Raw genomic sequence first — 26018 nt, 5'->3', positions numbered from 1 at the left:
CCCTTAATTTCAGGATTTTTAACTCTCATCGCCGCCGTTACTCTGTGATGTTGTTCACATGTTCCGTGTCGATGGAGGCGCATTATAGGGAGTTCTCCCGGCGCTGCAACACTAAAATGACAGAAAAATGACTGACTGCTGCATTCCACAGCAAAACCCCGCCTTATACCCTTTTGCACACAGACTTATCCACAATCCGGATTTGAACTGAAAATTCGCGAGCGTGACGCAAACGTTTTCGCTACAATGCACCGCGATAAAAAGGACACCCCCGTTGGGGGCGTTAGCTGAGTTTTCGTCTCTTCTTATACATAAATTCCCTTTCCTGCACCGCCAGAGCGAAGGTGAAGACTAAAATTCAGCTAACGCTCTTCTATATGCGAACCAAAGCCAAGGGATAAAACCATGCAACAACGTCGTCCTGTACGCCGCGCTCTGCTCAGTGTTTCTGATAAAGCCGGTATCGTCGAATTCGCTCAGGCACTCTCCCAGCGCGGAGTAGAGCTGCTGTCCACCGGCGGCACCGCTCGCCTGCTGGCCGAAGCAAACCTGCCGGTTACCGAAGTCTCTGACTACACCGGTTTCCCGGAGATGATGGACGGACGCGTCAAGACGCTGCACCCAAAAGTTCATGGCGGTATTCTTGGCCGTCGCGGACAAGATGATGCAATCATGGCGGAACACGCCATCGCGCCTATCGACATGGTTGTTGTTAACCTTTATCCGTTTGCCCAGACCGTTGCTCGCGAAGGCTGCTCTCTGGAAGACGCGGTTGAGAATATCGATATCGGCGGCCCGACCATGGTGCGCTCCGCCGCCAAGAACCATAAAGATGTCGCGATCGTTGTGAAGAGCAGCGACTACCAGACGATCGTAGCCGAGCTGGATGCTAATGAAGGATCCCTGACGCTCGAAACCCGATTCGATCTGGCAATTAAAGCTTTCGAACATACCGCGGCTTACGACAGCATGATTGCCAACTACTTTGGCAGCCTGGTTCCTGCTTATCACGGTGAGAGCAAAGAACCTGCCGGTCGCTTCCCGCGCACGCTGAATCTTAACTTCATTAAGAAGCAGGATATGCGCTACGGTGAAAACAGCCACCAGCAGGCCGCCTTCTATATAGAAGAAGAAATTAAAGAAGCGTCCGTCGCGACCGCCACCCAGGTTCAGGGCAAAGCGCTCTCCTATAACAACATCGCCGATACCGATGCCGCGCTGGAATGCGTGAAGGAATTCGACGAGCCGGCCTGCGTTATCGTCAAACACGCTAACCCATGCGGCGTTGCCGTCAGCGGCTCTATCCTTAATGCGTACAACCAGGCTTATAAAACCGACCCAACCTCCGCATTCGGCGGCATCATCGCCTTCAACCGCGAACTGGATGCTGAAACTGCACAAGCCATCATTTCTCGCCAGTTTGTGGAAGTGATCATCGCGCCATCCGCCAGTGAAGAAGCATTGAAGATTACCGCGGCCAAACAGAATGTGCGTGTACTGGTTTGCGGCCAGTGGCAGCAGCGCACTTCAGGCCTCGACTTCAAACGCGTAAATGGCGGCCTGCTGGTACAAGATCGCGATCTGGGGATGGTTACCGCGGCCGATCTGCGTGTAGTGAGCAAACGCCAGCCGACGGAACAAGAGCTGCGCGATGCGCTGTTCTGCTGGAAGGTAGCGAAGTTCGTGAAATCCAACGCCATTGTTTATGCCCGTGACAATATGACCATCGGAATAGGGGCGGGCCAGATGAGCCGCGTTTACTCTGCCAAAATTGCCGGGATTAAAGCAGCCGATGAAGGTCTGGAAGTGAAAGGCTCAGCCATGGCTTCCGACGCCTTCTTCCCGTTCCGCGACGGTATTGATGCCGCAGCGGCCGTTGGCATTAGCTGCGTTATCCAGCCGGGTGGCTCAATCCGTGATGATGAAGTGATCGCGGCCGCCGACGAGCACGGGATCGCGATGATCTTCACCGATATGCGCCATTTCCGCCATTAATCCCCGGAGCGTTTATAGATGAAAGTTTTAATTATTGGTAACGGCGGGCGCGAACATGCGCTGGCCTGGAAAGCCGCCCAGTCTCCTTTAGTTCGCACGGTATTTGTTGCTCCGGGCAACGCCGGTACGGCACTGGAGCCAGCGCTGCAAAACGTGGCTATTAGCGCCACGGATATTCCGGCTCTGCTGAGCTTTGCGCAGAACGAAAAAATTGACCTGACAATTGTCGGCCCGGAAGCCCCGCTGGTGATTGGCGTGGTGGATGCGTTCCGCGCCGCTGGACTGAAGATCTTCGGGCCAACCGAAGGTGCCGCGCAGCTGGAAGGCTCTAAAGCATTTACCAAAGATTTTCTCGCTCGCCATAATATCCCGACGGCGGAATACCAAAACTTTACCGAGGTTGAGCCTGCCCTGGCTTACCTGCGTGAGAAAGGTGCGCCAATCGTGATTAAGGCCGACGGCCTGGCGGCGGGTAAAGGCGTTATCGTCGCGATGACGTTGGAAGAAGCCGAGGCTGCGGTTAATGACATGCTGGCGGGCAACGCTTTTGGCGATGCGGGCCACCGCATTGTTATTGAAGAGTTCCTCGACGGCGAAGAAGCCAGCTTTATCGTAATGGTAGACGGCGAAAACGTTCTGCCGATGGCGACCAGCCAGGATCATAAGCGCGTTGGCGACGGCGACACCGGCCCGAACACCGGCGGTATGGGCGCTTACTCCCCTGCTCCGGTTGTCACGGATGAAGTGCACCAGCGCACGATGGAGCGCGTTATCTGGCCTACGGTTCGCGGTATGGCGGCAGAAGGTAATACCTACACCGGTTTCCTTTATGCCGGGCTGATGATCGACAAGCAGGGCAACCCGAAGGTCATTGAGTTCAACTGCCGCTTTGGCGATCCGGAAACTCAGCCGATTATGCTGCGCATGCAGTCTGACCTGGTTGAGCTGTGTCTCGCCGCCTGTGACGGCAAACTTGATGAGAAAACCTCTGAATGGGACGAACGTCCTGCGCTGGGGATCGTTATAGCCGCTGGCGGATATCCTGCCGATTACCGCAACGGCGACGTTATCCACGGCCTGCCGCTGGAAGAGGTCGCCGACGGTAAAGTCTTCCATGCCGGAACAAAGCTGAGCGATGACGAGCAGGTGCTCACAAACGGCGGACGAGTGCTGTGCGTGACCGCTTTAGGCGATACCGTCGCAAAAGCCCAGCAGCGTGCTCTGGAGCTGAAAAAGACGATTCACTGGGACGGCAGCTTCAGCCGCTCGGATATCGGCTATCGCGCCATAGAGCGTGAAAACGCTAAGTAAAACGAAACCGCCCCCGAGGCGGTTTTTTTAACTCAGAAATCGCCGGGTTTGGGCTGCCAGCTACAGAAGTCCTGGTTAGCCACCAGCAACAGCTGTGAGCCTTCCGGCGCTTCCAGCCATGCAATGCTGACCTCAAGCGAGGAGTTATTCTGCCGACGCTCAATATGGCTGAGCGAGGCGGCGTCGAGTTTAGGGCTAAGAGTTTCACCTTCGCAGGTGGTTACCGTGCCGTTCCGATGCCAACGCCCCTGTCGCAAAACCACATGGCCAATGCGCAAAGCTTCGCTGGTCGCTCTTATCCTGTCCGCGTTGTACTGATAGAGCGCGATTTGGTCGTTTGAGAGCTGCTGCTTCTGGTTATTCACTTCTCGCTGCATAAAGCTCAGCTCGCCGCGGTCATCAAAGCGAACTTTGACATGCTCCGGCTGCTTGCCCTGAATATTCAGCTCGATAAAGATAAGTTTGTCGCCCTGCCAGCGGTATTCGCCGGTGGTGGTTGCACCGTGCTGCCACGGGCTAAACGCCGTAAGCATATGGGTGGATTCATCGGTATTATCTTTGCGCCAGATGCGCACCACGCCCTGGTCAGCTACATAACCAGTCGCGGTAAAGGGAGGGAGTTTGTTACTGCTGCATGCGGTAAGCGCCACGGCACCCACCAGCGCCAGCAGCGGACGCCAGACGGACAAAAGGGGCGTAAACGCCCCTCTGTTAAAACTGTTCACCGACACGCGTTAACTTACTTAACCGCGTCTTTCAGTGCTTTACCAGAAACAAATGCCGGCACGTTAGCAGCAGCGATTTTGATTTCTTTACCGGTCTGTGGGTTGCGGCCTGTGCGCTCAGCACGGTGGTTCACCTTGAAGGTACCGAAACCAACCAGTTGTACAGCATCACCTTCTTTCAGAGACTCAGTAATTGCAGCCAGAGTGGATTCCAGAGCAGCTTTAGCCTGTGCTTTAGACAGGTCAGCCTTGTCAGCAATTACATCAATCAGTTGAGTCTTGTTCATAAGTTATCCTTACAATGTGTTTATCGCTTGCTAAGCATCGAGTGCGACGGAAATGGCTGAAAAGCACTCTCCTGCATACACGCACCGATAGCCACTTTTATTCGCCCCACAAATGTAGACCAGACGGGGGGTTAATTGGAAGCCTCCAGGGAGGACAAATCAGACTGTATGTCACGTTTTACTGTCTTATTGCTGCAAATTTATACCGATATTGCTGATACCCGCCTCACGGAGGTCGGCACGTAGCCCTTTGATGAGCTCAATATCGCGTTCTTCGCAGTCCGCCAGCAGCCGGAAAATCTCCCACTGAATGTCCCATTCTTCTTCTACCGCCGGGTTTGCTCTCAACTCCTCATCGGTCATTTCACGACCAGCCTGAGTCATTTCCAGCATCGCCACCGAAGTGATTGAACATTTACTGACTTCGATCGCGTGCTCCAGCGTTTCGCCTGAGAGACGAGAGTGAATCAATTCACTCAGCGCCACGCAGGCGTCAATCGCCGGATAGACACCGTAAATATCATAGTCGTCAGCGGCGGGAATTGCCTCTTCAAGTTTCTCAAGCTGGCTATCAAAGTTTACTTTGGCATCTTTTACCGTTTGGGTTTCCCAAATGAGGTCAAGAATTTTGCGATACAGCTGGGCATCGCCAAAGCCAGTTTGCTGGCAAAACATGGCGTAGTTCGGATACATACGCTCGCACAAAGAAGCCATAAAAGTGACGTGCTGCCAGCTTTCCAGCTTCTCCAGGCGTAAATGAATTGGGTTCTGTAACATGACGATGTCTCAAAGACGGAAAATTAGCGGCAGTTTACCTGAATCACCTGCCAATTGCTTGCAGGCGCTTAAAGGCCGGGCGTCCGGAGGCAACGGCATCAGCCCAGCGGGTAGGCTCCGGCAGGCGATAACCCGCCATACAGCGCTGTACCCAAAACAGAGCGCTATCCAGGCTAACGCGATGCCCGGTAGAGATAAATAACGGATTACAGCGTTTTTTGCTGCGCCAGACCCACGCCAGCTGCTCGCCTTTATCCATCAGCGGCGCGCAGGCACCCGGCTCGTCGCTGAGCGGCTCAAACTTGCCGCACAGCCGCTTTTTGGCCACGCCGATAGTAGGAACATCCACCAGCAGGCCAAAATGACTGGCGACGCCAAGGCGGCGAGGATGAGAAATGCCGTGGCCATCGACGAATACCAGATCCGGTTTCTGAGACAGCATTCCCCACGCCTCCAGCAGCGCCGGATATTCGCGGAAAGACAAAAAGCCGGGAATATAGGGCATGGTGGTGGCAATGCGGGCCACCCGGTGCTCAACCAGCTCGAGGGAGGGATATTTCAGCAAAACAATAGCGGCCCGGGTCACTTCCCCGCCCTGCTCAAAGCCAACATCGGCCCCGGCTATCAGCCCCGGAGGAGACTGTTCAAGCTCGTCCTCGCGGATGACCTTTGAGGCCAGTTCAAGCTGCTGCTCTCGTAATGCGGCGAGATCCATCTCTTCCCTCCCCGTCAGGAACGATGATATTGCGCTGATAGGCGGTGAACGGCTTCAACGAAGACGCCAGCATGTTCAGGCGGCACATCCTGATGAATGCCGTGCCCAAGGTTGAAGACGTGGCCTTCTCCCTGCCCGAAACCGGCCAGAATGGTAGCAACTTCTTCTTCGATACGCGCCGGCTGAGCGTAAAGCATCGACGGGTCCATATTACCCTGCAGAGCCACTTTGTGGCCTACGCGACGGCGAGCGTCGGCGATGTCCGTAGTCCAGTCCAGGCCCAGGGCATCACAGCCGGTTTCCGCCATCGCTTCCAGCCACTGCCCGCCGCCTTTGGTGAACAAAGTCACCGGCACGCGGCGGCCTTCGTTTTCACGCAGCAGGCCGTCGACAATTTTATGCATGTAGTAAAGCGAGAACTCTTTATAGTCACGCCCGCTGAGCGCCCCGCCCCATGTATCGAAAATCATCACCGACTGCGCACCCGCACGGATTTGCGCATTCAGGTAGAGCGTCACGCTCTGAGCCAGCTTGTCCAGCAGCAGATGCAGCGCTTTTGGATCCGCAAACATCATCTTTTTAATCACGGTAAAGGCTTTGCTGCTGCCACCTTCAACCATATAGGTCGCCAGCGTCCACGGGCTGCCGGAGAAGCCAATCAGCGGGACTTCGCCCTTCAGCTCGCGGCGGATAGTGCGCACCGCGTTCATCACGTAGCCCAGTTCGCCTTCCGGATCGGGGATCGGCAACTTTTGAATGTCGGCCATGTTCTTAATCGGCGAGCTGAAGCGCGGGCCTTCACCGGCTTCAAAGTAGAGCCCAAGCCCCATCGCGTCAGGAATAGTCAGGATATCGGAGAAGAGGATCGCGGCGTCCAGCGCATAGCGGCGCAGAGGTTGCAATGTGACTTCGCAGGCCAGTTCCGCATTTTTGCACAGCGACATAAAATCGCCGGCCTGGGCGCGGGTTGCCTTGTATTCCGGCAAATAGCGGCCCGCCTGGCGCATCATCCACACCGGGGTAATATCAACGGGCAGGCGCTGCAGGGCGCGCAGGTAACGATCGTTCTTCAGTTCAGTCATTTTTAGAATTTCCTTTGGCTGTATGCGGGCAGTTTATCACTCATACTCTGCCCGACACAGGGCGACGGTATCTTCAATCAATCGACGCGCAACGGTTCCCGGCGGCGGAAGCAAAGGCAACTGGTCGTAGCGATACCAGCCCGCATCCAGCAGCTCTTTCGGATCGATTTTTATCTCACCGCTGTGGTAGTCCGCCGTAAAAGCGGTCATCAGCGACTGCGGGAAAGGCCAGGGCTGAGAAGTAACATACTTCAGGTTTTTCACCTGGATACTGCTCTCTTCCATCACTTCCCGGGCGACGGCCTGCTCCAGCGTTTCTCCTACCTCGACAAACCCGGCCAGAACGGTATACACGCCGCCTCGATGCCGGGTGTGTTGCGCCAGCAAGATATGATCATCTCGGCGGATGGCCACGATGATACATGGCGCAATTTGCGGGTAATAACGCTCGCGGCAGTGGCCGCAAAGCATAGCCCATTCGCTTTTGCTGGGGTGCATTTCATGGCCACAGTAGCCGCAAAACTTGTGCGAACGGAAGAATTCCGTTAGCTGAACGCCGCGCCCGGCAAGCTGGAAAAGACCGACATCCTGGTCCAGTAACTGCCGTAAAGAGCCCATATCTGCCCGGCGATTTTCACGCACCAGCCAGACCGGCTCGCCTTCCCATTCGCCAATCTGCCTGCCGCTGGTGCCAATAAGCTGGAACTCGGCGGCGTTACCGTGAGGTAAATCACCTTGTGGCAGCCATATTTTTTGCTCATGGCTGACTATCCACCAACCATGATCTAAGTTTTGAATAACACGTTCCATAACCTGGTGCACATCCCCGAGTTCACTGATATAAACAATTAGTTAATACATTTTGGGTTAGTTTGCGTTCAATCTTTTAACTCACGGAGTCTCGATCATGCTTAACCAGTTAGCCAATCTGACTGAGCGCGTTGGTGGTAGTAATGAGTTAGTTGACCATTGGCTCCAGGCCCGTAAACACCTGTTGGTTGCCTATTACAACATGGTCGGGATCAAGCCTAACAAGGAATCGCACACCGCGCTCGACGAAAAAGCGTTAGATAATTTCTGCCATGGCCTGGTGGATTACCTCTCTTCCGGTCATTTTAGTATTTACGAGCGAATTATCAGCAACCTGGAAGGGAGCAGCCCGCTGCTGAGCGCCGCCCAACTTTACCCCCAGCTGGAAGCCAATACCCAGCAGATCATGGATCTTTATGATTCGCACCTCGAAAACGCCATCGACCGCGACAGCTGGGTCGAGTTTCAGCAGGCGCTTTCCGAGATAGGCGAATGCCTGGAATCCCGCTTCTCGCTGGAAGACAGGCTGGTTTTACTGGCTATCGATAACAATCTGGATAGCAGCGCCAGCGATCCTGCCGGGGTGGCAAGTCCCGCTTGAGTTGTTAGCTATTAACGAGTAATTTACAACTTCCCCGCCGCAAGGCGGGAAGCATTCTTGTCGGAGTGCCGAGTGTGTTATGCACCGGCTGAGACCGTTAATTCGGGATCCGCGGAACCTGATCAGGTTAAAACCTGCGAAGGGAACAAGAGTAATTCTGATTTTGGGTACCCCCGGTTCGGGCGGCCCATATCCAGTACTCCCTCCGTCCTCCCGGCAAGCCACTTCCTGATAAATACTGGAATGCGCTATGTCTGCATCTGAGAAAAATTCTGGTCGCCGCGAATCGCGCGCCCTTGCTACGATAAAACCCTACCCCGCCACCTCAAAGAGGCTCGGCCTGTACCCGGTTGTTGATAGCGTTGAGTGGATTGAGCGTCTGTTAGACGCCGGTGTACGCACCCTCCAGCTGCGAATAAAAGACAAGCGAGATGAAGAGGTTGAAGCAGATGTTGCCGCAGCTATAGCCCTCGGCAAACGCTATAACGCTCGCTTATTTATTAACGACTACTGGAAGCTTGCCATTAAACACGGCGCTTACGGTGTCCATCTCGGCCAGGAAGATATGGACGTAGCCAACCTCGTCGCCATTAGCGAGGCCGGATTACGTCTTGGTCTTTCCACGCACGACAATATGGAAATGGATCGCGCCCTGAGCGCCAGTCCTTCCTACATCGCACTCGGCCACGTTTTCCCGACGCAAACTAAACAGATGCCATCCTCTCCGCAGGGTCTGACTAAGCTGGCAGAGCATATTCAAACGCTCGGCGAGTATTCCACCGTCGCCATCGGCGGCATCAGCATTGACAGAGTACCCGCCGTTCTGGCGACCGGCGTCGGCAGCGTTGCCGTGGTCAGCGCGATCACTCAGGCCGCAGACTGGCGTGCCGCCACCGCCACGCTGCTTGAACTGGTGGGAACCGGCGATGAATGACGCGGACTTTATGCGCTACGGCCGTCAGCTGCTGCTGGAGGATGTGGCTATCAAAGGGCAGGAAAAACTGCTCGCCAGCCGGGTTTTGCTTATCGGGCTTGGCGGTCTGGGCTCTCCGGCGGCGCTGTACCTGGCCGCTGCGGGCGTTGGCACGCTGACCGTGGCGGACGATGACAAAGTGCATATCAGCAACCTGCAACGCCAGATCCTGTTTACTTCCGAAGATATCAATCAGCCAAAGTCTGCCGTAGCCCACCAGCATTTGCAGCGCCTGAACCCGGGCGTAACAGTTGTGCCCTTGCAGGAGAGATTAACCGGCGAAACGCTGCATAACGCGGTAAATGAAGCCGATGTGGTGCTGGACTGTAGCGACAATATGCCCACCCGCCAGGCGGTGAACGCAGCCTGCGTGGCAACCGGTACGCCGCTCGTTACCGCCAGCGCGGTCGGTTTTAGCGGCCAAATGATGGTTCTCGCCCCGCCCTGGGAGCATGGCTGCTATCGCTGCGTCTGGCCGGATGAAAGCGAGCCGGAACTCAACTGCCGTAACGCCGGAATTATAGGCCCGGTCGTTGGCGTGATGGGAACACTCCAGGCGCTGGAAGCAATCAAATTACTTACCGGCATGGCTCCGGCTACCGGCTTATTGCGCCTGTTTGACGCCCGCCAGCATGGCTGGCAGACGCTGAAGATGCAGAAGTCGGCAAATTGCCCGGTTTGCGGAGGGCGAAATGCGCATTCAATTTAATGATGAACCTCTGGAATGTGCCGCTGGCCTGACGCTCGCCGCCCTGCTCGCTCAGCTTGAGCAGGGTAAAACGGGCGTCGCGCTGGCGGTGAACCACATTATCGTGCCGCGTGAGCAATGGAGCGACCATTTGCTGCGTGAGGGCGACTCTATTTTGCTGTTTCAGGCGATTGCCGGAGGCTGATATGTTAAAAATTGCCGATAAAACCTTTTCTTCCCGCCTGTTCACCGGCACCGGAAAATTCGCCTCCAGTCAGTTGATGATCGCGGCGATCCAAGCTTCCGGCTCCCAGCTTGTCACTATGGCGATGAAACGCGTTGACCTGCGCACCCGCAGCGATGAAATCCTGCAGCCGCTTCTGGAGGCGGGTATTCAGCTGCTGCCTAATACCTCCGGAGCAAAAACGGCAGAAGAGGCCATATTTGCAGCTAAACTTGCTCGCGAGGCGCTGGGCACCCACTGGGTGAAGCTTGAGATCCATCCTGATGTTCGCTACCTGCTTCCCGACCCTATCGAGACGCTAAAGGCAGCCGAAGCGCTGGTCAAACAGGGTTTTGTGGTGCTGCCTTACTGCGGCGCAGATCCGGTTTTGTGTAAACGTCTGGAAGAGGTTGGCTGCGCGGCAGTGATGCCTCTTGGGGCACCCATCGGTTCGAATCAGGGGCTACAAACTCGTGCCCTGCTTGAAATAATCATCGAGCAGGCCAGAGTGCCGGTAGTTGTGGATGCCGGAATTGGTGCGCCAAGCCACGCCGCAGAAGCGCTGGAAATGGGGGCTTCTGCGGTACTGGTCAATACGGCGATAGCCGTTGCACGCGATCCGGTGCAGATGGCAAATGCCTTCCGCCTGGCCGTGGAAGCAGGAAGCTTTGCCGCCGGGGCAGGCTTAGGCCCGCGCCACCAGCAGGCGCAGGCATCCAGCCCGCTGACCAGCTTCCTGCAATTCAGCGAGGACAACGGCTAATGACGGAAACTTTTAGCGATCGCTGGCGGCAGCTCGACTGGGATGACATCAACCTGCGTATCAACAGCAAAACTTCTGCGGATGTAGAGCGGGCGCTGGCCGCCCCGCGCCTGACGCAGGATAATCTTATGGCCCTGCTCTCTCCGGCCGCCAGCCGCTATCTTGAACCGCTGGCCCGGCGGGCACAGCAGCTTACCCGCCAGCGTTTTGGTAACACCGTTAGCTTCTATGTTCCGCTTTATCTTTCTAATCTCTGCGCCAACGACTGTACTTATTGCGGCTTTTCCATGAGCAACAAGCTCAAGCGCAAAACGCTCGACGAGGCGGAGATTGAGCGCGAATGTGCGGCTATTCGGGCGCTGGGTTTTGAGCACTTGCTGCTGGTCACGGGTGAGCATCAAACCAAAGTTGGGATGAACTATTTCCGCCAGCACCTTCCCGCAATCCGCAGCAGGTTCAGTTCGCTGCAAATGGAAGTCCAGCCGCTGGACGAGCACGAGTATGCCGAACTGAAAACGCTCGGTCTGGACGGCGTGATGGTGTATCAGGAAACCTATCACCCCGCGACCTACGCGCAACATCACCTGCGCGGCAATAAACAAGATTTCTTCTGGCGGCTGGAAACGCCTGACCGGCTGGGCCGCGCCGGGATAGACAAGATAGGGCTCGGAGCGCTGATTGGGCTGTCGGATAGCTGGCGAACCGACTGCTTTATGGTGGCGGAGCATTTGCTGTGGCTCCAGCAGCGCTACTGGCAAACCCGCTATTCCATCTCCTTCCCACGTTTACGCCCGTGTACCGGCGGCGTGGAACCGGCATCCATCATGACCGAGCAGCAGCTGGTTCAGGTGATTTGCGCCTTCCGCCTGCTGGCTCCGGACGTGGAGCTGTCGCTTTCAACGCGCGAATCGCCATGGTTTCGCGACCACGTTATTCCGCTGGCGATTAACAATGTCAGCGCATTTTCGAAGACGCAGCCCGGCGGCTATGCCGACAACCATCCTGAGCTGGAGCAGTTTTCCCCGCATGATGGCCGAACGCCGCAGGAAGTTGCGGCCGCGCTTCGTGATTCAGGCCTGCAGCCGGTATGGAAAGACTGGGACAGCTTTTTGGGGAGAGGCACACAACCCTGATGTAACACACCGCAAGGGCGACGATTATTTACGGCCCTTTCCGAAAGAAGGCAGGAGGATGATTGCTGACCTCCGGTCGATAAAATAGTGTCCTCCGGTCGGAATGAACACCTGACCGGAGCGGCACCTTCCTCTTCTCTGTGCCGCTCCGCCTCCCCGCTCGTCGTCTTGATTCCTCAGGGAAAAGCAAAAATGTAACCGGTTTCAGTTTTCTGCAGTTTCTTTTGTGATACCTGACACACAATCAGGTTAAAGCGGTTGTTGCCGCCCCCCTCGACGGATAAATATCACTGTATCCTTCGGACATTGAGAGCGGAATATGAAAAATATCGTGTTGTGTTGTGCTGCTGGTATGTCTACCAGCATCCTGGTTCAACGTATGGTGGATGCCGCACAAAAGAAAGGCATCGAGGTCGCTATTAAGGCCGTTCCCGTTGCCGAGTTTAAAGAGAACATCGAGCGCGCTGACATCGTATTGCTCGGTCCGCAGGTAAAATACGAGCAGGCCAAGTTGCAGGCCATCGCCGATCCTCTGGGTAAGAAAGTCGTCGTTATCGACATGATGGATTACGGCCTGATGAAGGGCGACGTGGTGCTTGAGAAAGCCCTGAAAATGATGGAGTAAGATGTGGAAGATTTAGAGTCGATTATTATGGAACTGCTGGTTAACGCCGGCAGCGCGCGTAGCCAGGCCCTGACTGCTTTGCAGCTGGCACGTAAAGGTGATTTTGACGGTGCCGAAAAGGCGATGGAAGAGTCACACGAATTCGTGAAACACGCTCATAAAATTCAGACCCAGCTTATCGGTCTGGATGAAGGCACCGGCAAGCTGCCGGTAAACCTGATTACCGTTCACTCCCAGGATCACCTGATGAATGCCATGGTTATTCAGGACCTTGCCGGTGACATGATTGAGCTTTATCGTCGTCTGCCGCTGATTAAATAATTTTTCATTTATACAGACGAAAAAAAACCCGCCGAGGCGGGTTTTTTATTTCAGGCGTTTCGCACGATTACTCGTCGTTACCGCCGAGGTTTCCTGCGTTCAGCAGCTCTGCCAGGCTGGCAGTTGCATCTTCAGCAGTGACCTGCGGTGCAGCAGGAACTTCACCCGCTGCGCGACGGCGCATACGATCCTGGTGGTACGCATAACCGGTACCGGCCGGGATCAGACGACCCACGATAACGTTCTCTTTCAGGCCGCGCAGTTCGTCACGTTTACCCGCAACGGCTGCTTCGGTCAGCACTCGAGTAGTCTCCTGGAACGATGCCGCGGAGATGAAGGACTCGGTTGCCAGAGAGGCTTTGGTGATACCCAGCAGATCGCGTGCAAAAGTCACGTTGATCTTACCGTTCGCTTCAATTTCGCGGTTAGCGATCTTGATGCGAGAGTATTCAGCCTGCTCGCCTTCCAGGAAGTCGGAGCTGCCGGCGTTAACGATGGTTGCTTTACGCAGCATCTGACGCACGATGACTTCGATGTGTTTATCGTTAATCTTAACGCCTTGCAGACGGTAAACGTCCTGCACTTCGTTGGTGATGTAACGAGTTACAGCATACACGCCACGCAGACGCAGAATGTCGTGCGGAGACTCTGGACCATCGGAAACAACGTCACCACGTTCTACGCGTTCACCTTCGAACACGTTCAGCTGACGCCATTTTGGAATCATCTCTTCGTAAGCATCGCTGCCGTCGATTGGGGAGATAACCAGACGGCGTTTGCCTTTGGTTTCTTTACCAAACGAAATGATACCGCTGATTTCAGCCAGGATAGCAGGCTCTTTCGGACGACGCGCTTCGAACAGGTCAGCAACGCGCGGCAGACCACCGGTGATATCCTTGGTACCGCTGGATTCCTGAGGAATACGTGCCAGCGCGTCACCCGCACTGATCTGGATCCCATCTTCCAGCTGTACAATTGCTTTGCCCGGCAGGAAGTACTGAGCAGGCATATCGGTGCCTGGGATCAGAACGTCGTTGCCCTGTGCATCAACAATTTTCAGCGCCGGACGCAGGTCTTTACCGCCCGCGGTACGTTCTGCAGAATCCAGAACAACCAAGGATGACAGGCCGGTTAATTCATCGGTCTGACGGGTAATGGTCTGGCCGTCAATCATGTCAGTAAAGCGGATGAAACCACTGACTTCGGAGATAACCGGCATGGTGTGTGGATCCCAGTTTGCAACGGTTTCACCGCCGGCAACCTGCTCGCCATCACCCTTGGCCATAACAGCACCGTAAGGCACTTTATAGCTCTCTTTGGTACGACCGAATTCGTCGATCAGCTTCAGCTCGGTGTTACGAGAAGTCACAACCAGCTTGCCGGTAGAGTTAACAACCGACTTCGCATTGCTGAGCTTGATGCTACCTTTGTTCTTAACCTGAATGCTGGACTCAGCAGCAGAACGAGATGCCGCACCACCGATGTGGAACGTACGCATCGTCAGCTGTGTACCAGGTTCACCGATGGACTGTGCCGCGATAACCCCGATAGCTTCACCTTTGTTGATGATGTGGCCACGAGCCAGGTCACGACCATAGCAGTGCGCACATACGCCAAAGTCAGTTTCGCAACCTACTACGGAACGAACTTTTACGCTGTCAACAGAGTTAGCTTCCAGCAGGTCACACCACTGCTCGTGCAGCAGAGTGTTGCGTGGAACCAGAATATCCGCAGTACCCGGCTTCAGAATGTCTTCTGCCGTTACACGACCCAGAACGCGGTCACGCAGAGGTTCTTTAACGTCGCCACCTTCGATAACCGGAGTCATCGTGATGCCTTCCAGGGTGCCACAGTCGTCTTCGGTAACAACCAGGTCCTGCGCAACGTCTACCAGACGACGAGTCAGGTAACCGGAGTTAGCCGTTTTCAGTGCAGTATCCGCCAGACCTTTACGAGCACCGTGAGTAGAGATGAAGTACTGGAGTACGTTCAGACCTTCACGGAAGTTCGCGGTGATTGGCGTTTCGATGATGGAGCCATCTGGCTTAGCCATCAGACCACGCATACCAGCCAGCTGACGAATCTGTGCCGCGGAACCACGAGCACCGGAGTCGGCCATCATATAGATGCTGTTGAAGGAAACCTGCTGCTCTTCTTCGCCGTTACGGTTAATAACGGTTTCAGTTTGCAGGTTGTCCATCATCGCCTTGGATACGCGGTCGTTCGCTGCTGCCCAAATATCGATAACTTTGTTGTAGCGTTCGCCAGCGGTAACCAGACCGGACTGGAACTGTTCCTGAATCTCAGCAACTTCAGCTTCTGCTTCGCTGATGATTTCGTATTTTTTCTCCGGGATGACCATGTCATCAATACCAACGGATGCACCTGAACGCGCTGCATAAGCAAAGCCGGTGTACATCGTCTGGTCCGCAAAAATAACGGTCGGTTTCAGGCCCAGAATACGGTAACAGGTGTTCAGCATCTTGGAGATTGCCTTTTTACCCAGCGCCTGGTTGACGATGGAGAAAGGCAGGCCTTTCGGCACGATCATCCAGAGAATCGCACGACCAACGGTGGTGTCGATAAGGCTGGTTTTCGCAACGAATGTGCCCTGAGCATCTTTTTCGTATTCGGTGATACGCACTTTAACGCGCGCATGCAGAGAGGCCAGGCCAGCGCGATAAATACGCTCAGCTTCTTTCGGGCCAGTCAGCACCATGCCTTCGCCTTTGGCGTTAACACAGTCACGGGTCATGTAGTACAGACCCAATACAACGTCCTGAGAAGGAACGATGATTGGTTCGCCGTTCGCTGGTGACAAGATGTTGTTGGTAGACATCATCAGCGCACGCGCTTCCAGCTGAGCTTCAAGCGTCAGCGGAACGTGTACTGCCATCTGGTCACCATCGAAGTCGGCGTTATATGCCGCACAAACCAGCGGGTGCAGCTGGATAGCTTTACCTTCGATCAGAACAGGTTCAAATGCCTGGATACCCAAACGGTGCAGGGTTGGTGCACGGTTCAGCAGTACCGGGTGTTCGCGGATAACTTCGTCCAGGATATCCCAAACGACAGCTTCTTCGCGCTCAACCATTTTCTTAGCAGCTTTGATGGTGGTCGCGAGGCCACGCAGTTCCAGCTTGCCGTAGATAAACGGTTTGAACAGCTCCAGCGCCATTTTCTTAGGCAGACCGCACTGATGCAGACGCAGGTATGGACCTACGGTGATTACAGAACGACCGGAGTAGTCAACACGTTTACCCAGCAGGTTCTGACGGAAACGACCCTGCTTACCTTTGATCATATCGGCCAAAGATTTCAGAGGACGTTTGTTAGAGCCGGTGATGGCACGACCGCGACGGCCGTTGTCCAGCAGGGCATCTACCGCTTCCTGCAGCATACGTTTTTCGTTGCGTACGATGATATCTGGCGCAGCCAGATCCAGCAGACGCTTCAGACGGTTGTTACGGTTGATAACACGACGGTACAGATCGTTCAGATCTGAAGTCGCGAAACGACCACCATCCAGCGGAACCAGCGGACGCAGGTCTGGCGGCAGAACCGGCAGAACGGTCAGGATCATCCACTCTGGCTTGTTACCAGACTGAACGAACGCTTCCAGCAGCTTGATACGCTTGGTCAGCTTTTTACGCTTGGTTTCAGAGTTGGTTTCGTTCAGCTCTTCACGCAGAGTTTCACACTCTTGCTCCAGATCCATGCTTTTCAGCAGGGCCTGAATAGCTTCCGCACCCATCTTCGCATCGAACTCGTCACCGAACTCTTCCAGCGCGTCCAGATACTGCTCTTCAGTCAGGATCTGACGACGCTCGAGGTTGGTCATCCCGCCTTCGATAACCACATAGGATTCGAAGTACAGTACGCGTTCGATATCACGCAGCGGCATATCCAGCAGCAGGCCGATACGAGATGGCAGAGATTTCAGGAACCAAATGTGGGCAGTTGGAGATGCCAGTTCGATGTGACCCATACGCTCACGACGAACTTTAGTCTGGGTAACTTCTACGCCACACTTCTCACAAATAACACCACGGTGTTTCAGGCGCTTGTACTTACCGCACAGGCACTCGTAGTCTTTTACTGGCCCAAAAATACGGGCGCAGAACAGGCCGTCACGTTCAGGTTTGAACGTACGGTAGTTAATGGTTTCCGGCTTTTTAACTTCACCGAAAGACCATGAACGGATCATGTCTGGCGAAGCCAGAGCAATTTTGATCGCATCAAACTCTTCGGTTTTAGTTTGCGCTTTCAGAAACTTTAATAAGTCTTTCACGGATTTGCTCCCGTCGGAGTTAGCACTCTGTGATGCCCGGCGTTAGCCGGGCACCCTGGACCTTTTGAGCAACGATTACTCGTCTTCCAGCTCGATGTTGATACCCAGCGAACGGATCTCTTTCAACAGAACGTTGAAGGATTCCGGCATGCCCGGTTCCATCTGATGGTTGCCGTCCACGATGTTTTTATACATCTTAGTACGGCCGTTCACGTCATCAGACTTAACGGTCAGCATTTCCTGCAGGGTATACGCGGCGCCGTATGCTTCCAGCGCCCACACTTCCATCTCACCGAAGCGCTGACCACCGAACTGAGCCTTACCACCCAGCGGCTGCTGAGTAACGAGGCTGTAAGAACCGGTAGAACGCGCGTGCATCTTGTCATCAACCAGGTGGTTCAGTTTCAGCATGTACATGTAACCTACGGTTACCTGACGTTCGAACTGTTCACCGGTACGGCCGTCGAACAGGGTGATCTGGCCAGAAGATGGCAGACCGCCGAGTTGCAGCAGTTCTTTGATTTCAGACTCTTTTGCACCGTCGAATACCGGAGTAGCAATCGGCATACCTTTTTTCAGGTTTTCAGCAAGGCGCAGAACTTCTTCATCAGTGAAGGTGTTCAAGTCGACTTTCTGACGAACGTCTGTGCCCAGGTCATACGCTTTCTGGATGAATTCGCGCAGTTTGGCGACTTCCTGCTGCTGTTTCAGCATGGCATTGATTTTCTCGCCGATACCTTTAGCAGCCATACCCAGGTGGGTTTCCAGAATCTGACCGATGTTCATACGAGATGGTACGCCCAGCGGGTTCAGTACGATGTCTACCGGTGTGCCGTTTTCATCGTAAGGCATATCTTCGATCGGGTTGATCTTGGAGATAACACCTTTGTTCCCGTGACGACCTGCCATCTTGTCACCAGGCTGAATCTGACGTTTAACGGCCAGATACACTTTAACGATTTTCAGCACGCCAGGTGCCAGGTCATCGCCCTGAGTGATTTTGCGGCGCTTAGCTTCGAGTTTCTTCTCAAACTCGTGCTTCAGCTCGTCGTACTGCTCGGCCAGCTGCTCGAGCTGGTTTTGTTTTTCTTCGTCGGTCAGGCCCAGTTCCAGCCAGCGGTCGCGCGGCAGTTTGTCGAGCTTGTCAGCTTCAACACCACCGGAAACCAGCACGGCATAGATACGGCTAAACAGGCCAGCTTCGAAGATTTGCAGTTCTTCAGACAGGTCTTTCTTAGCCTGCTTCAGCTGCATCTCTTCAATTTCCAGCGCACGTTTGTCTTTTTCCACGCCATCGCGGGTGAAGACCTGAACGTCGATTACGGTACCGGAAACGCCGTTTGGTACACGCAGGGAAGAGTCTTTAACGTCAGACGCTTTCTCACCGAAGATTGCACGCAGCAGCTTCTCTTCTGGCGTCAGCTGGGTTTCACCTTTCGGCGTTACCTTACCAACCAGAATATCGCCACCGGTCACTTCAGCACCGATATACACGATACCGGACTCATCCAGTTTGGAGAGCGCGGCTTCACCCACGTTAGGGATGTCAGCCGTTATCTCTTCTGGCCCCAGTTTGGTGTCACGGGACACACAAGCCAGTTCCTGAATGTGGATGGTAGTGAAGCGGTCTTCCTGAACAACACGCTCGGAAACGAGGATGGAGTCTTCGAAGTTGTAACCGTTCCACGGCATGAAGGCTACGCGCATGTTCTGACCCAGCGCCAGCTCACCCAGGTCGGTAGACGGGCCATCTGCCAGCACGTCGCCGCGCTCGATTGGCTCACCCAGAGACACACATGGCATCTGGTTAATACAGGTGTTCTGGTTAGAACGCGTGTATTTGGTCAGGTTGTAAATGTCGATGCCGGCTTCGCCCGGGTACATCTCGTCTTCGTTAACTTTGATAACGATACGGGAAGCATCCACGTACTGAACGGTACCGCCACGTTTGGCTACGGCAGTAACACCGGAGTCAACGGCTACAGCACGTTCCATACCGGTACCAACCAGCGGCTTATCAGCACGCAGAGTTGGAACCGCCTGACGTTGCATGTTCGCACCCATCAGGGCACGGTTGGCGTCATCGTGTTCCAGGAACGGGATCAGGGACGCACCGACGGAAACCACCTGCTGGGTGGAAACGTCCATGTAGTCAACCTGGTCGTTGCTGAACAAGCTGGATTCGCCTTTGCTACGGCAGGTAACCAGGTCGTCTACGAAACGGCCTTCTTCGTCCAGGTTGGTGTTCGCCTGAGCGATAACGTAGTTACCTTCTTCGATAGCAGACAGGTAATGAATTTCGTCGGTCACGATGCCGTCAACTACGCGACGATACGGGGTTTCTAAGAAGCCGTATTCGTTAGTCTGCGCATAAACAGACAGGGAGTTGATCAGGCCGATGTTCGGACCTTCAGGGGTTTCGATTGGACACACACGACCGTAGTGGGTTGGGTGTACGTCACGTACTTCGAAGCCCGCACGCTCACGGGTCAGACCGCCCGGGCCGAGTGCAGAGATACGACGCTTGTGCGTAATCTCGGACAACGGGTTGTTCTGGTCCATGAACTGAGACAGCTGGCTGGAGCCGAAGAACTCTTTCACTGCCGCAGAGATTGGCTTGGCGTTGATCATATCCTGAGGCATCAGGGTATCCAGATCGCCCAGAGACAGACGCTCTTTCACCGCACGCTCAACACGCACCAGGCCAACGCGGAATTGGTTTTCCGCCATTTCGCCTACGGAACGGATACGACGGTTGCCGAGGTGGTCGATGTCATCCACTTCGCCCTGACCGTTACGAATACCGATCAGTTTTCTCATCACTTCGATGATGTCGTCTTTGCTCAGGATGCCGGAGCCTTCGATTTCATCACGCAGCAGAGAACGGTTGAACTTCATACGACCAACCGCAGACAGGTCATAGCGGTCTTCTGAGAAGAACAGGTTCTCGAACAGGCTTTCAGCTGCTTCACGCGTTGGTGGCTCGCCAGGACGCATCATGCGGTAGATCTCAACCAGCGCGCTCAGGCGGTCATTGGTTGGGTCGACGCGGATGGTCTCGGAAATGTAAGCACCGTGATCAAGATCGTTGGTGAACAGCGTTTCGATACGTTTGTGGCCAGACTGGCTCAGCTTAGCCAGCAGGTCCAGTGACAGCTCCATGTTCGCCGGGCAAATCAGCTCGCCGGTAGAAGTGTCAACGTAGTCTTTAGCCGCAACTTTACCGGCAATGTACTCAACTGGAACTTCGATATGTTTGATATCGTCTTTTTCCAGCTGGCGAATGTGGCGCGCGGTGATGCGGCGGCCTTTTTCAACGTACACTTTGCCGTCAGCTTCGATGTCGAAGGATGCGGTTTCGCCACGCAGGCGTTCCGGCACCAGCTCCATCTGCAGCTTGTTGTCACGGATTTCGAAATTAACTTTCTCAAAGAACAGGTCAAGGATCTGCTCAGTGGTGAAGTTCAGCGCGCGCAGGATGATGGTCGCAGGCAGTTTGCGGCGACGGTCGATACGCACGAACAGGTTATCTTTCGGGTCGAATTCGAAGTCCAGCCAGGAACCACGGTAAGGAATGATACGTGCGTTATACAGTACCTTCCCTGAGGAGTGGGTTTTACCTTTGTCACTGTCAAAGAACACGCCCGGGCTACGGTGCAACTGAGAAACGATAACGCGCTCAGTACCGTTGATAACAAAAGTCCCGTTGTCGGTCATGAGCGGAATTTCGCCCATGTAAACTTCTTGTTCTTTGATGTCTTTAACGGTGCCTTCCGGCGCTTCGCGCTCGTAGATCACCAGACGCAGTTTTACACGCAGCGGAGCAGAATACGTCACGCCACGGATCTGACATTCTTTAACGTCAAATACAGGTTCGCCCAGGCGATAGCTAACATACTGCAGCTCAGAATTGCCGCTGTAGCTTGCGATCGGGAATACGGAGCGGAATGCCGCTTCCAGGCCGTATTGACCTTCGGGATCTTGCTCGATGAACTTCTGGAACGAGTCAAGCTGGATAGAAAGGAGATAAGGAATGTCCAGCACTTGCGGACGTTTTCCAAAATCCTTACGAATACGTTTTTTCTCGGTATAGGAGTAAACCATTAGGGTTCCTCAGCTCGCTGACAAGTCGACCCATCTGCCCGTCGAAAGGGGCAGTTTATGCAACACTATTTTGTGGACCGGAAAGTGGAACACTTCCCGCAATACTTGTTTCTATCACTCTTAAACCATTTCGTTACGCTTTGCCCCGGAACTCCCGGCGCAGAAAGTCGCAATATATTAAGGCGTCGATAGGAACAAACATTGGGAGGTAATCAGCAGTCAAACAGCGTGAAACGCTACTGATACCCTACAGCGCAAAAAGGCTGGTGACTAAAAAGTCACCAGCCATCAGCCTAATTTCTCAGGCTGCAACCGGAAGGGTTGGCTTATTTAACTTCAACTTCAGCGCCAGCTTCTTCCAGAGATTTTTTCAGTGCTTCAGCGTCATCTTTGCTCACGCCTTCTTTCAGTGCAGCTGGTGCAGACTCAACCAGGTCTTTAGCTTCTTTCAGACCCAGGCCAGTTGCGCCGCGAACTGCTTTGATTACGGCAACTTTGTTAGCGCCAGCAGCTTTCAGAATAACGTCGAACTCAGTTTTCTCTTCAGCAGCTTCAGCTGGGCCAGCAGCAACAGCTACAGCAGCAGCAGCAGAAACACCGAATTTTTCTTCCATTGCAGAGATCAGTTCTACAACGTCCATTACGGACATAGCGGATACTGCTTCAATGATTTGATCTTTAGTGATAGACATTTAAATTGTTCCTGAATATCAGAATAAGTTTATACGTAAGCAGATGCTTGATAAAGAAAGCGGCAATTAAGCAGCTTCTTTTGCATCGCGAACAGCAGCCAGAGTACGAACCAGTTTGCCAGCCGAAGCTTCTTTCATGGTTGCCATCAGGCGTGCAATTGCTTCTTCGTAGGTCGGCAGAGTTGCCAGGCGGTCGATCTGAGACGCCGGGATCAGCTCACCTTCAAAGGCAGCGGCTTTGACCTCAAATTTTGCATTCGCTTTCGCGAAATCTTTGAACAGACGAGCAGCAGCGCCCGGGTGTTCCATAGAATATGCAATCAGGGTCGGACCAACGAACGCGTCTTTCAGGCACTCAAACTGAGTACCTTCAACAACACGGCGCAGCAAGGTGTTGCGAACAACACGCATGTAAACGCCGGCTTCGCGACCTGCTTTACGCAGTTCGGTCATTTTGTCTACAGTAACGCCACGGGAATCCGCAACTACTGCAGACAGCGCGCCTTTGGCTACTTCGCTGACTTCAGCAACAATCGCTTGTTTGTCTTGAAGATTTAAAGCCATTAGCTTTTGCTCCTGGGTTTTAGCCGGGACATTACGTCCCGAAACTCACTTCGCGTTTATCCACAATGGAAAAACGCGTCTACATACGGTGAGCAGAAACAAGCTAAAGACTATCTAAAAATATTCTTCAGGTTCTGTCACCGTCTACGCAGGCAATTAAGTTTCTTGCGAAACACCTGCGGTCTTGGACGGAGGCCTGGATAAGGCCAGGCTCCAACCGAAAATTCTTGTGCTCTGCATAAGCAGAACAACGGGCGTAAGATATTAGACTAATCTTTCGCCCGCGTAAAGGCGATTATTAGTTCGCCACTGCGTTCAGACCAGCCTGGTCAACCGCAACACCTGCACCCATGGTGGTAGACAGGCTAACTTTCTTGATGTACACGCCTTTCGCCTGAGATGGTTTTGCTTTTTTCAGCGCAACCAGCAGAGATTCCAGGTTTTCTTTCAGTTTGTCAGTGTCAAAGTCCACTTTACCGATGGTGGTGTGGATGATGCCGTTTTTGTCGTTACGATAACGAACCTGACCCGCTTTAGCATTCTTAACTGCTTCAGCAACGTTAGGGGTTACGGTACCAACTTTCGGGTTTGGCATCAGGCCGCGTGGACCCAGAACCTGGCCCAGTTGGCCAACAACGCGCATTGCATCCGGGGAAGCAATAACAACGTCAAAGTTCATTTCGCCTTTCTTGATCTGGTCAGCCAGATCTTCCATACCTACCAGCTCTGCGCCAGCAGCTTTAGCTGCTTCAGCGTTAGGGCCCTGGGCAAATACGGCTACGCGAACTGAACGGCCAGTACCGTGCGGCAGTACAGTTGCACCACGTACGTTCTGGTCAGATTTACGAGCGTCGATGCCGAGGTTAACGGCAACGTCTACGCTTTCAACGAATTTAGCAGTGGCCAGCTCTTTCAGCAGAGCAATGGCTTCGTTGATGTCGTACTGTTTGGTCGCATCAACTTTGTCACGGATCACGCGCATGCGCTTGGTCAGTTTAGCCATTTCTTAATCCTCCACTACCAGGCCCATGGAACGAGCAGTACCTTCAATGGAGCGAGTCATCGCTTCAATGTCGGAACCAGTCATGTCCGCAGCTTTGGTTTCTGCGATTTCGCGTACCTGAGCACGGGTTACTTTACCCACTTTGTCTTTGTTCGGCTTGCCGGAACCAGACTTGATGCCAGCAGCTTTCTTCAGCAGAACAGCAGCCGGTGGGGTTTTAGTAACGAAAGTGAAAGAACGGTCAGCGTAAACGGTAATAACAACCGGAATTGGCAGACCTTTCTCGATGGAATCAGTTTTGGCGTTAAACGCTTTACAGAATTCCATGATGTTAACACCCTGCTGACCCAGAGCTGGACCAACTGGTGGACTTGGGTTCGCCATACCAGCTGCAACCTGCAGCTTGACGTAGGCTTGTACTTTCTTAGCCATCTAAATTTCCTCTAGTGGGTTATAGCGCCTCTTACAAGGCTCCCCGTGAATAAATCGTTCTATGTGTACGAGACACATAAAAACAAAAGGCGCGAAATTGTATGTCAATTTCGCGCCCTTCGCAACGAAAAATCGCTGCATTAACGATCAAATTATCAGGCTTTTTCGACCTGAGCAAAGTCCAGTTCAACAGGCGTTGCACGACCAAAGATCGATACGGAGACCTTCAGGCGGCTCTTCTCGTAATCCACTTCTTCGACCACACCGTTAAAGTCAGCAAACGGACCATCGTTAACACGAACCATTTCGCCCGGCTCAAACAGCGTTTTCGGACGCGGTTTGTCACCAACCTGCTGCAGACGGTTCATGATCGCATCAACTTCTTTGTCGCTGATAGGCGCTGGACGGTCAGAGGTTCCACCGATGAAACCCATCACGCGTGGAACGCTGCGCACCAGGTGCCAGCTTGCATCGTTCATCACCATCTGAACCAGAACGTAACCTGGGAAGAATTTACGCTCGCTTTTACGACGCTGGCCACCACGGATTTCAACAACCTCTTCGGTCGGAACCATGACTTCGCCAAACAGCTCTTCCATGTTATGTAATTTGATATGCTCACGCAGCGAGGTCGCTACACGGCCTTCAAAACCGGAAAACGCCTGAACGACGTACCAACGCTTTTTAGGGGCTTCAGACATCTCAGAACCTCAGGCCAGTAATAAAAGATACCAGGCGGACCAGAATACCATCCAGCCCCCACAAAATCAGTGACATCACAGCGGTAACGGCTGCCACGATTAAAGTGGTGTGCAGAGTTTCCTGGCGGGTAGGCCAAATAACCTTGCGTACTTCAGTTCTCGCTTCACGGGCAAAGGAAACGGTCGCCTTGCCTTTCGTGGTCAGCAGAGCAACACCGCCCGCCGCTGCAATCAGAATTACCACAGCCAGCGCACGCAGAGGCAGAGTGATATCACGATAAATGTAGTTGCCCACGATTGCCACGAGCAGCAAAACGACTACTGCCAGCCACTTCATCGCTTCGAGGCCACGCCCGCTCCCTTGAGCTTCGGTATTCGCACTCATAAACCAACCTGTCACAATAAATCAGACAAACATTTTTGCCCCGCGCAGGCGAGGCAAACCAAACCGAATGGCTCTTTTCAGGCGCAATCCGGCATAAACGCCATCTTCAGAGCCTGTCTCAGCAATGATTATCGATAAAAAATCACTGATGAGCCAGGTTCTGGTTCGAAAGCGTACAAAAAGGGCATCAAATGATGCCCTTTTCTTGCACATTGCGTCAAATATTATCCGCGATTAAGCGATAACTTTGGCAACAACGCCCGCGCCAACGGTACGACCGCCTTCACGGATTGCGAAACGCAGACCGTCATCCATCGCGATTGGGTGGATCAGGGTAACAACCATTTTGATGTTGTCGCCAGGCATTACCATCTCAACGCCTTCTGGCAGTTCGATGGTACCGGTCACGTCAGTTGTACGGAAGTAGAACTGTGGACGGTAGCCTTTGAAGAACGGAGTATGACGGCCGCCTTCGTCTTTGGACAGGATGTACACTTCAGATTCGAACTTGGTGTGTGGCTTGATAGAGCCTGGCTTAGCCAGTACCTGACCACGTTCGATTTCTTCGCGTTTGATACCACGCAGCAGAACACCAACGTTCTCACCAGCACGGCCTTCGTCCAGCAGTTTGCGGAACATTTCAACGCCGGTACAGGTAGATTTCGCAGTATCTTTGATACCAACGATTTCAACTTCTTCACCAACTTTGATGATACCGCGCTCTACACGACCGGTAACAACGGTACCACGGCCGGAGATGGAGAATACGTCTTCGATTGGCAGCAGGAACGGCTTATCGATAGCACGCTCTGGCTCT

The 26018-nt window shown here is 53.8% G+C and carries 25 protein-coding genes and 1 riboswitch; of the genes, 10 read left to right on the top strand and 15 right to left on the bottom strand.

Features of this window, described 5'->3' with window-relative positions; translation table 11 throughout:
• Nucleotides 1-405 precede the first annotated feature (405 nt).
• A complete protein-coding gene (gene purH, locus HMPREF0201_RS00165) occupies nucleotides 406-1995 on the top strand; it encodes a bifunctional phosphoribosylaminoimidazolecarboxamide formyltransferase/IMP cyclohydrolase (RefSeq protein ID WP_016517398.1) in 1590 nt (529 codons plus the stop codon).
• An 18-nt stretch (nucleotides 1996-2013) separates the two neighbouring features.
• Nucleotides 2014-3306, top strand: coding sequence for a phosphoribosylamine--glycine ligase (purD, locus tag HMPREF0201_RS00160; RefSeq protein WP_016517397.1), 1293 nt, complete (start codon nucleotides 2014-2016; stop codon nucleotides 3304-3306).
• A gap of 32 nt (nucleotides 3307-3338) precedes the next feature.
• On the opposite strand, the gene HMPREF0201_RS00155 is transcribed toward purD, so the two are convergent.
• The 6 genes from HMPREF0201_RS00155 to nudC form a co-directional block, all read right to left on the bottom strand.
• Nucleotides 3339-4031 (bottom strand): DUF1481 domain-containing protein, encoded by a 693-nt coding sequence (locus HMPREF0201_RS00155; protein ID WP_039899069.1) that lies wholly within the window; start codon nucleotides 4029-4031, stop codon nucleotides 3339-3341.
• Nucleotides 4032-4045: 14 nt separating this feature from the next.
• Nucleotides 4046-4318 (bottom strand): nucleoid-associated protein HU-alpha, encoded by a 273-nt coding sequence (hupA, locus tag HMPREF0201_RS00150; RefSeq protein WP_002884342.1) that lies wholly within the window; start codon nucleotides 4316-4318, stop codon nucleotides 4046-4048.
• Nucleotides 4319-4504: 186 nt separating this feature from the next.
• Nucleotides 4505-5095 (bottom strand): YjaG family protein, encoded by a 591-nt coding sequence (locus tag HMPREF0201_RS00145; RefSeq protein ID WP_016517395.1) that lies wholly within the window; start codon nucleotides 5093-5095, stop codon nucleotides 4505-4507.
• A gap of 43 nt (nucleotides 5096-5138) precedes the next feature.
• On the bottom strand, nucleotides 5139-5810 hold the full coding sequence (nfi, locus tag HMPREF0201_RS00140) for a deoxyribonuclease V (protein ID WP_016517394.1): 672 nt from the start codon (nucleotides 5808-5810) through the stop codon (nucleotides 5139-5141).
• 14 nt (nucleotides 5811-5824) lie between these two features.
• Nucleotides 5825-6892: a uroporphyrinogen decarboxylase gene (gene hemE, locus HMPREF0201_RS00135; protein ID WP_016517393.1), complete on the bottom strand. Its 1068-nt coding sequence runs from the start codon at nucleotides 6890-6892 to the stop codon at nucleotides 5825-5827.
• A gap of 36 nt (nucleotides 6893-6928) precedes the next feature.
• Nucleotides 6929-7702 carry an NAD(+) diphosphatase gene (gene nudC / locus HMPREF0201_RS00130; RefSeq protein ID WP_016517392.1) on the bottom strand — a complete coding sequence of 258 codons (774 nt, stop codon included), beginning with the start codon at nucleotides 7700-7702 and terminating at the stop codon, nucleotides 6929-6931.
• Nucleotides 7703-7799: 97 nt separating this feature from the next.
• Here nudC and HMPREF0201_RS00125 point away from each other — a divergent pair, with 97 nt between their 5' ends.
• From HMPREF0201_RS00125 to HMPREF0201_RS00090, 8 genes are all read left to right on the top strand, one after another.
• Nucleotides 7800-8303, top strand: coding sequence for an Rsd/AlgQ family anti-sigma factor (locus HMPREF0201_RS00125; protein WP_016517391.1), 504 nt, complete (start codon nucleotides 7800-7802; stop codon nucleotides 8301-8303).
• Between the two features lie 51 nt (nucleotides 8304-8354).
• A riboswitch (TPP riboswitch) is annotated at nucleotides 8355-8465 on the top strand.
• 88 nt (nucleotides 8466-8553) lie between these two features.
• The gene (gene thiE / locus HMPREF0201_RS00120) at nucleotides 8554-9237 is read left to right on the top strand and encodes a thiamine phosphate synthase (protein ID WP_016517390.1); all 684 of its coding nucleotides are present in this window, start codon (nucleotides 8554-8556) and stop codon (nucleotides 9235-9237) included.
• Nucleotides 9230-9985 carry a HesA/MoeB/ThiF family protein gene (locus HMPREF0201_RS00115; protein ID WP_016517389.1) on the top strand — a complete coding sequence of 252 codons (756 nt, stop codon included), beginning with the start codon at nucleotides 9230-9232 and terminating at the stop codon, nucleotides 9983-9985. The genes thiE and HMPREF0201_RS00115 overlap by 8 nt, the downstream gene beginning before the upstream one ends.
• Nucleotides 9969-10169: a sulfur carrier protein ThiS gene (thiS, locus tag HMPREF0201_RS00110; protein WP_016517388.1), complete on the top strand. Its 201-nt coding sequence runs from the start codon at nucleotides 9969-9971 to the stop codon at nucleotides 10167-10169. The genes HMPREF0201_RS00115 and thiS overlap by 17 nt, the downstream gene beginning before the upstream one ends.
• Nucleotide 10170: 1 nt before the next feature.
• Complete coding sequence (thiG, locus tag HMPREF0201_RS00105; protein WP_016517387.1) at nucleotides 10171-10950, top strand: thiazole synthase; 780 nt, start codon at nucleotides 10171-10173, stop codon at nucleotides 10948-10950.
• Complete coding sequence (thiH, locus tag HMPREF0201_RS00100; RefSeq protein WP_016517386.1) at nucleotides 10950-12083, top strand: 2-iminoacetate synthase ThiH; 1134 nt, start codon at nucleotides 10950-10952, stop codon at nucleotides 12081-12083. Before thiG ends, thiH begins: the two co-directional genes overlap by 1 nt.
• Before the next feature lie 319 nt (nucleotides 12084-12402).
• On the top strand, nucleotides 12403-12708 hold the full coding sequence (locus HMPREF0201_RS00095; RefSeq protein WP_016517385.1) for a PTS sugar transporter subunit IIB: 306 nt from the start codon (nucleotides 12403-12405) through the stop codon (nucleotides 12706-12708).
• Nucleotides 12709-12711: 3 nt separating this feature from the next.
• Nucleotides 12712-13029, top strand: a complete 318-nt coding sequence (locus HMPREF0201_RS00090) for a PTS lactose/cellobiose transporter subunit IIA (protein ID WP_016517384.1) — start codon at nucleotides 12712-12714, stop codon at nucleotides 13027-13029.
• A gap of 67 nt (nucleotides 13030-13096) precedes the next feature.
• Here HMPREF0201_RS00090 and rpoC read toward each other — a convergent pair whose 3' ends face one another.
• The 9 genes from rpoC to HMPREF0201_RS00045 form a co-directional block, all read right to left on the bottom strand.
• Nucleotides 13097-17320 (bottom strand): DNA-directed RNA polymerase subunit beta', encoded by a 4224-nt coding sequence (gene rpoC / locus HMPREF0201_RS00085; protein ID WP_016517383.1) that lies wholly within the window; start codon nucleotides 17318-17320, stop codon nucleotides 13097-13099.
• Between the two features lie 75 nt (nucleotides 17321-17395).
• Nucleotides 17396-21424: a DNA-directed RNA polymerase subunit beta gene (gene rpoB / locus HMPREF0201_RS00080; RefSeq protein ID WP_016517382.1), complete on the bottom strand. Its 4029-nt coding sequence runs from the start codon at nucleotides 21422-21424 to the stop codon at nucleotides 17396-17398.
• Between the two features lie 326 nt (nucleotides 21425-21750).
• Nucleotides 21751-22116 carry a 50S ribosomal protein L7/L12 gene (gene rplL / locus HMPREF0201_RS00075; RefSeq protein WP_000028882.1) on the bottom strand — a complete coding sequence of 122 codons (366 nt, stop codon included), beginning with the start codon at nucleotides 22114-22116 and terminating at the stop codon, nucleotides 21751-21753.
• Nucleotides 22117-22182: 66 nt separating this feature from the next.
• Nucleotides 22183-22680, bottom strand: coding sequence for a 50S ribosomal protein L10 (gene rplJ, locus HMPREF0201_RS00070; protein ID WP_007704673.1), 498 nt, complete (start codon nucleotides 22678-22680; stop codon nucleotides 22183-22185).
• 298 nt (nucleotides 22681-22978) lie between these two features.
• Nucleotides 22979-23683 carry a 50S ribosomal protein L1 gene (gene rplA / locus HMPREF0201_RS00065; RefSeq protein WP_016517381.1) on the bottom strand — a complete coding sequence of 235 codons (705 nt, stop codon included), beginning with the start codon at nucleotides 23681-23683 and terminating at the stop codon, nucleotides 22979-22981.
• A gap of 3 nt (nucleotides 23684-23686) precedes the next feature.
• Nucleotides 23687-24115 (bottom strand): 50S ribosomal protein L11, encoded by a 429-nt coding sequence (gene rplK / locus HMPREF0201_RS00060; RefSeq protein ID WP_016517380.1) that lies wholly within the window; start codon nucleotides 24113-24115, stop codon nucleotides 23687-23689.
• Nucleotides 24116-24270: 155 nt separating this feature from the next.
• Complete coding sequence (gene nusG / locus HMPREF0201_RS00055; RefSeq protein ID WP_003862341.1) at nucleotides 24271-24816, bottom strand: transcription termination/antitermination protein NusG; 546 nt, start codon at nucleotides 24814-24816, stop codon at nucleotides 24271-24273.
• A 1-nt stretch (nucleotide 24817) separates the two neighbouring features.
• Nucleotides 24818-25201 (bottom strand): preprotein translocase subunit SecE, encoded by a 384-nt coding sequence (gene secE / locus HMPREF0201_RS00050; RefSeq protein ID WP_016517379.1) that lies wholly within the window; start codon nucleotides 25199-25201, stop codon nucleotides 24818-24820.
• 234 nt (nucleotides 25202-25435) lie between these two features.
• Nucleotides 25436-26018: EF-Tu C-terminal domain-related protein (locus tag HMPREF0201_RS00045; RefSeq protein ID WP_016517377.1), on the bottom strand; the 583-nt coding region annotated here is incomplete at its 5' end.

Source organism: Cedecea davisae DSM 4568 (genome assembly GCF_000412335.2).
Classification (GTDB): domain Bacteria; phylum Pseudomonadota; class Gammaproteobacteria; order Enterobacterales; family Enterobacteriaceae; genus Cedecea; species Cedecea davisae.
Note: the sequence above shows the minus strand (reverse complement) of the source record. Positions and strands in the feature narration are given on the sequence as shown.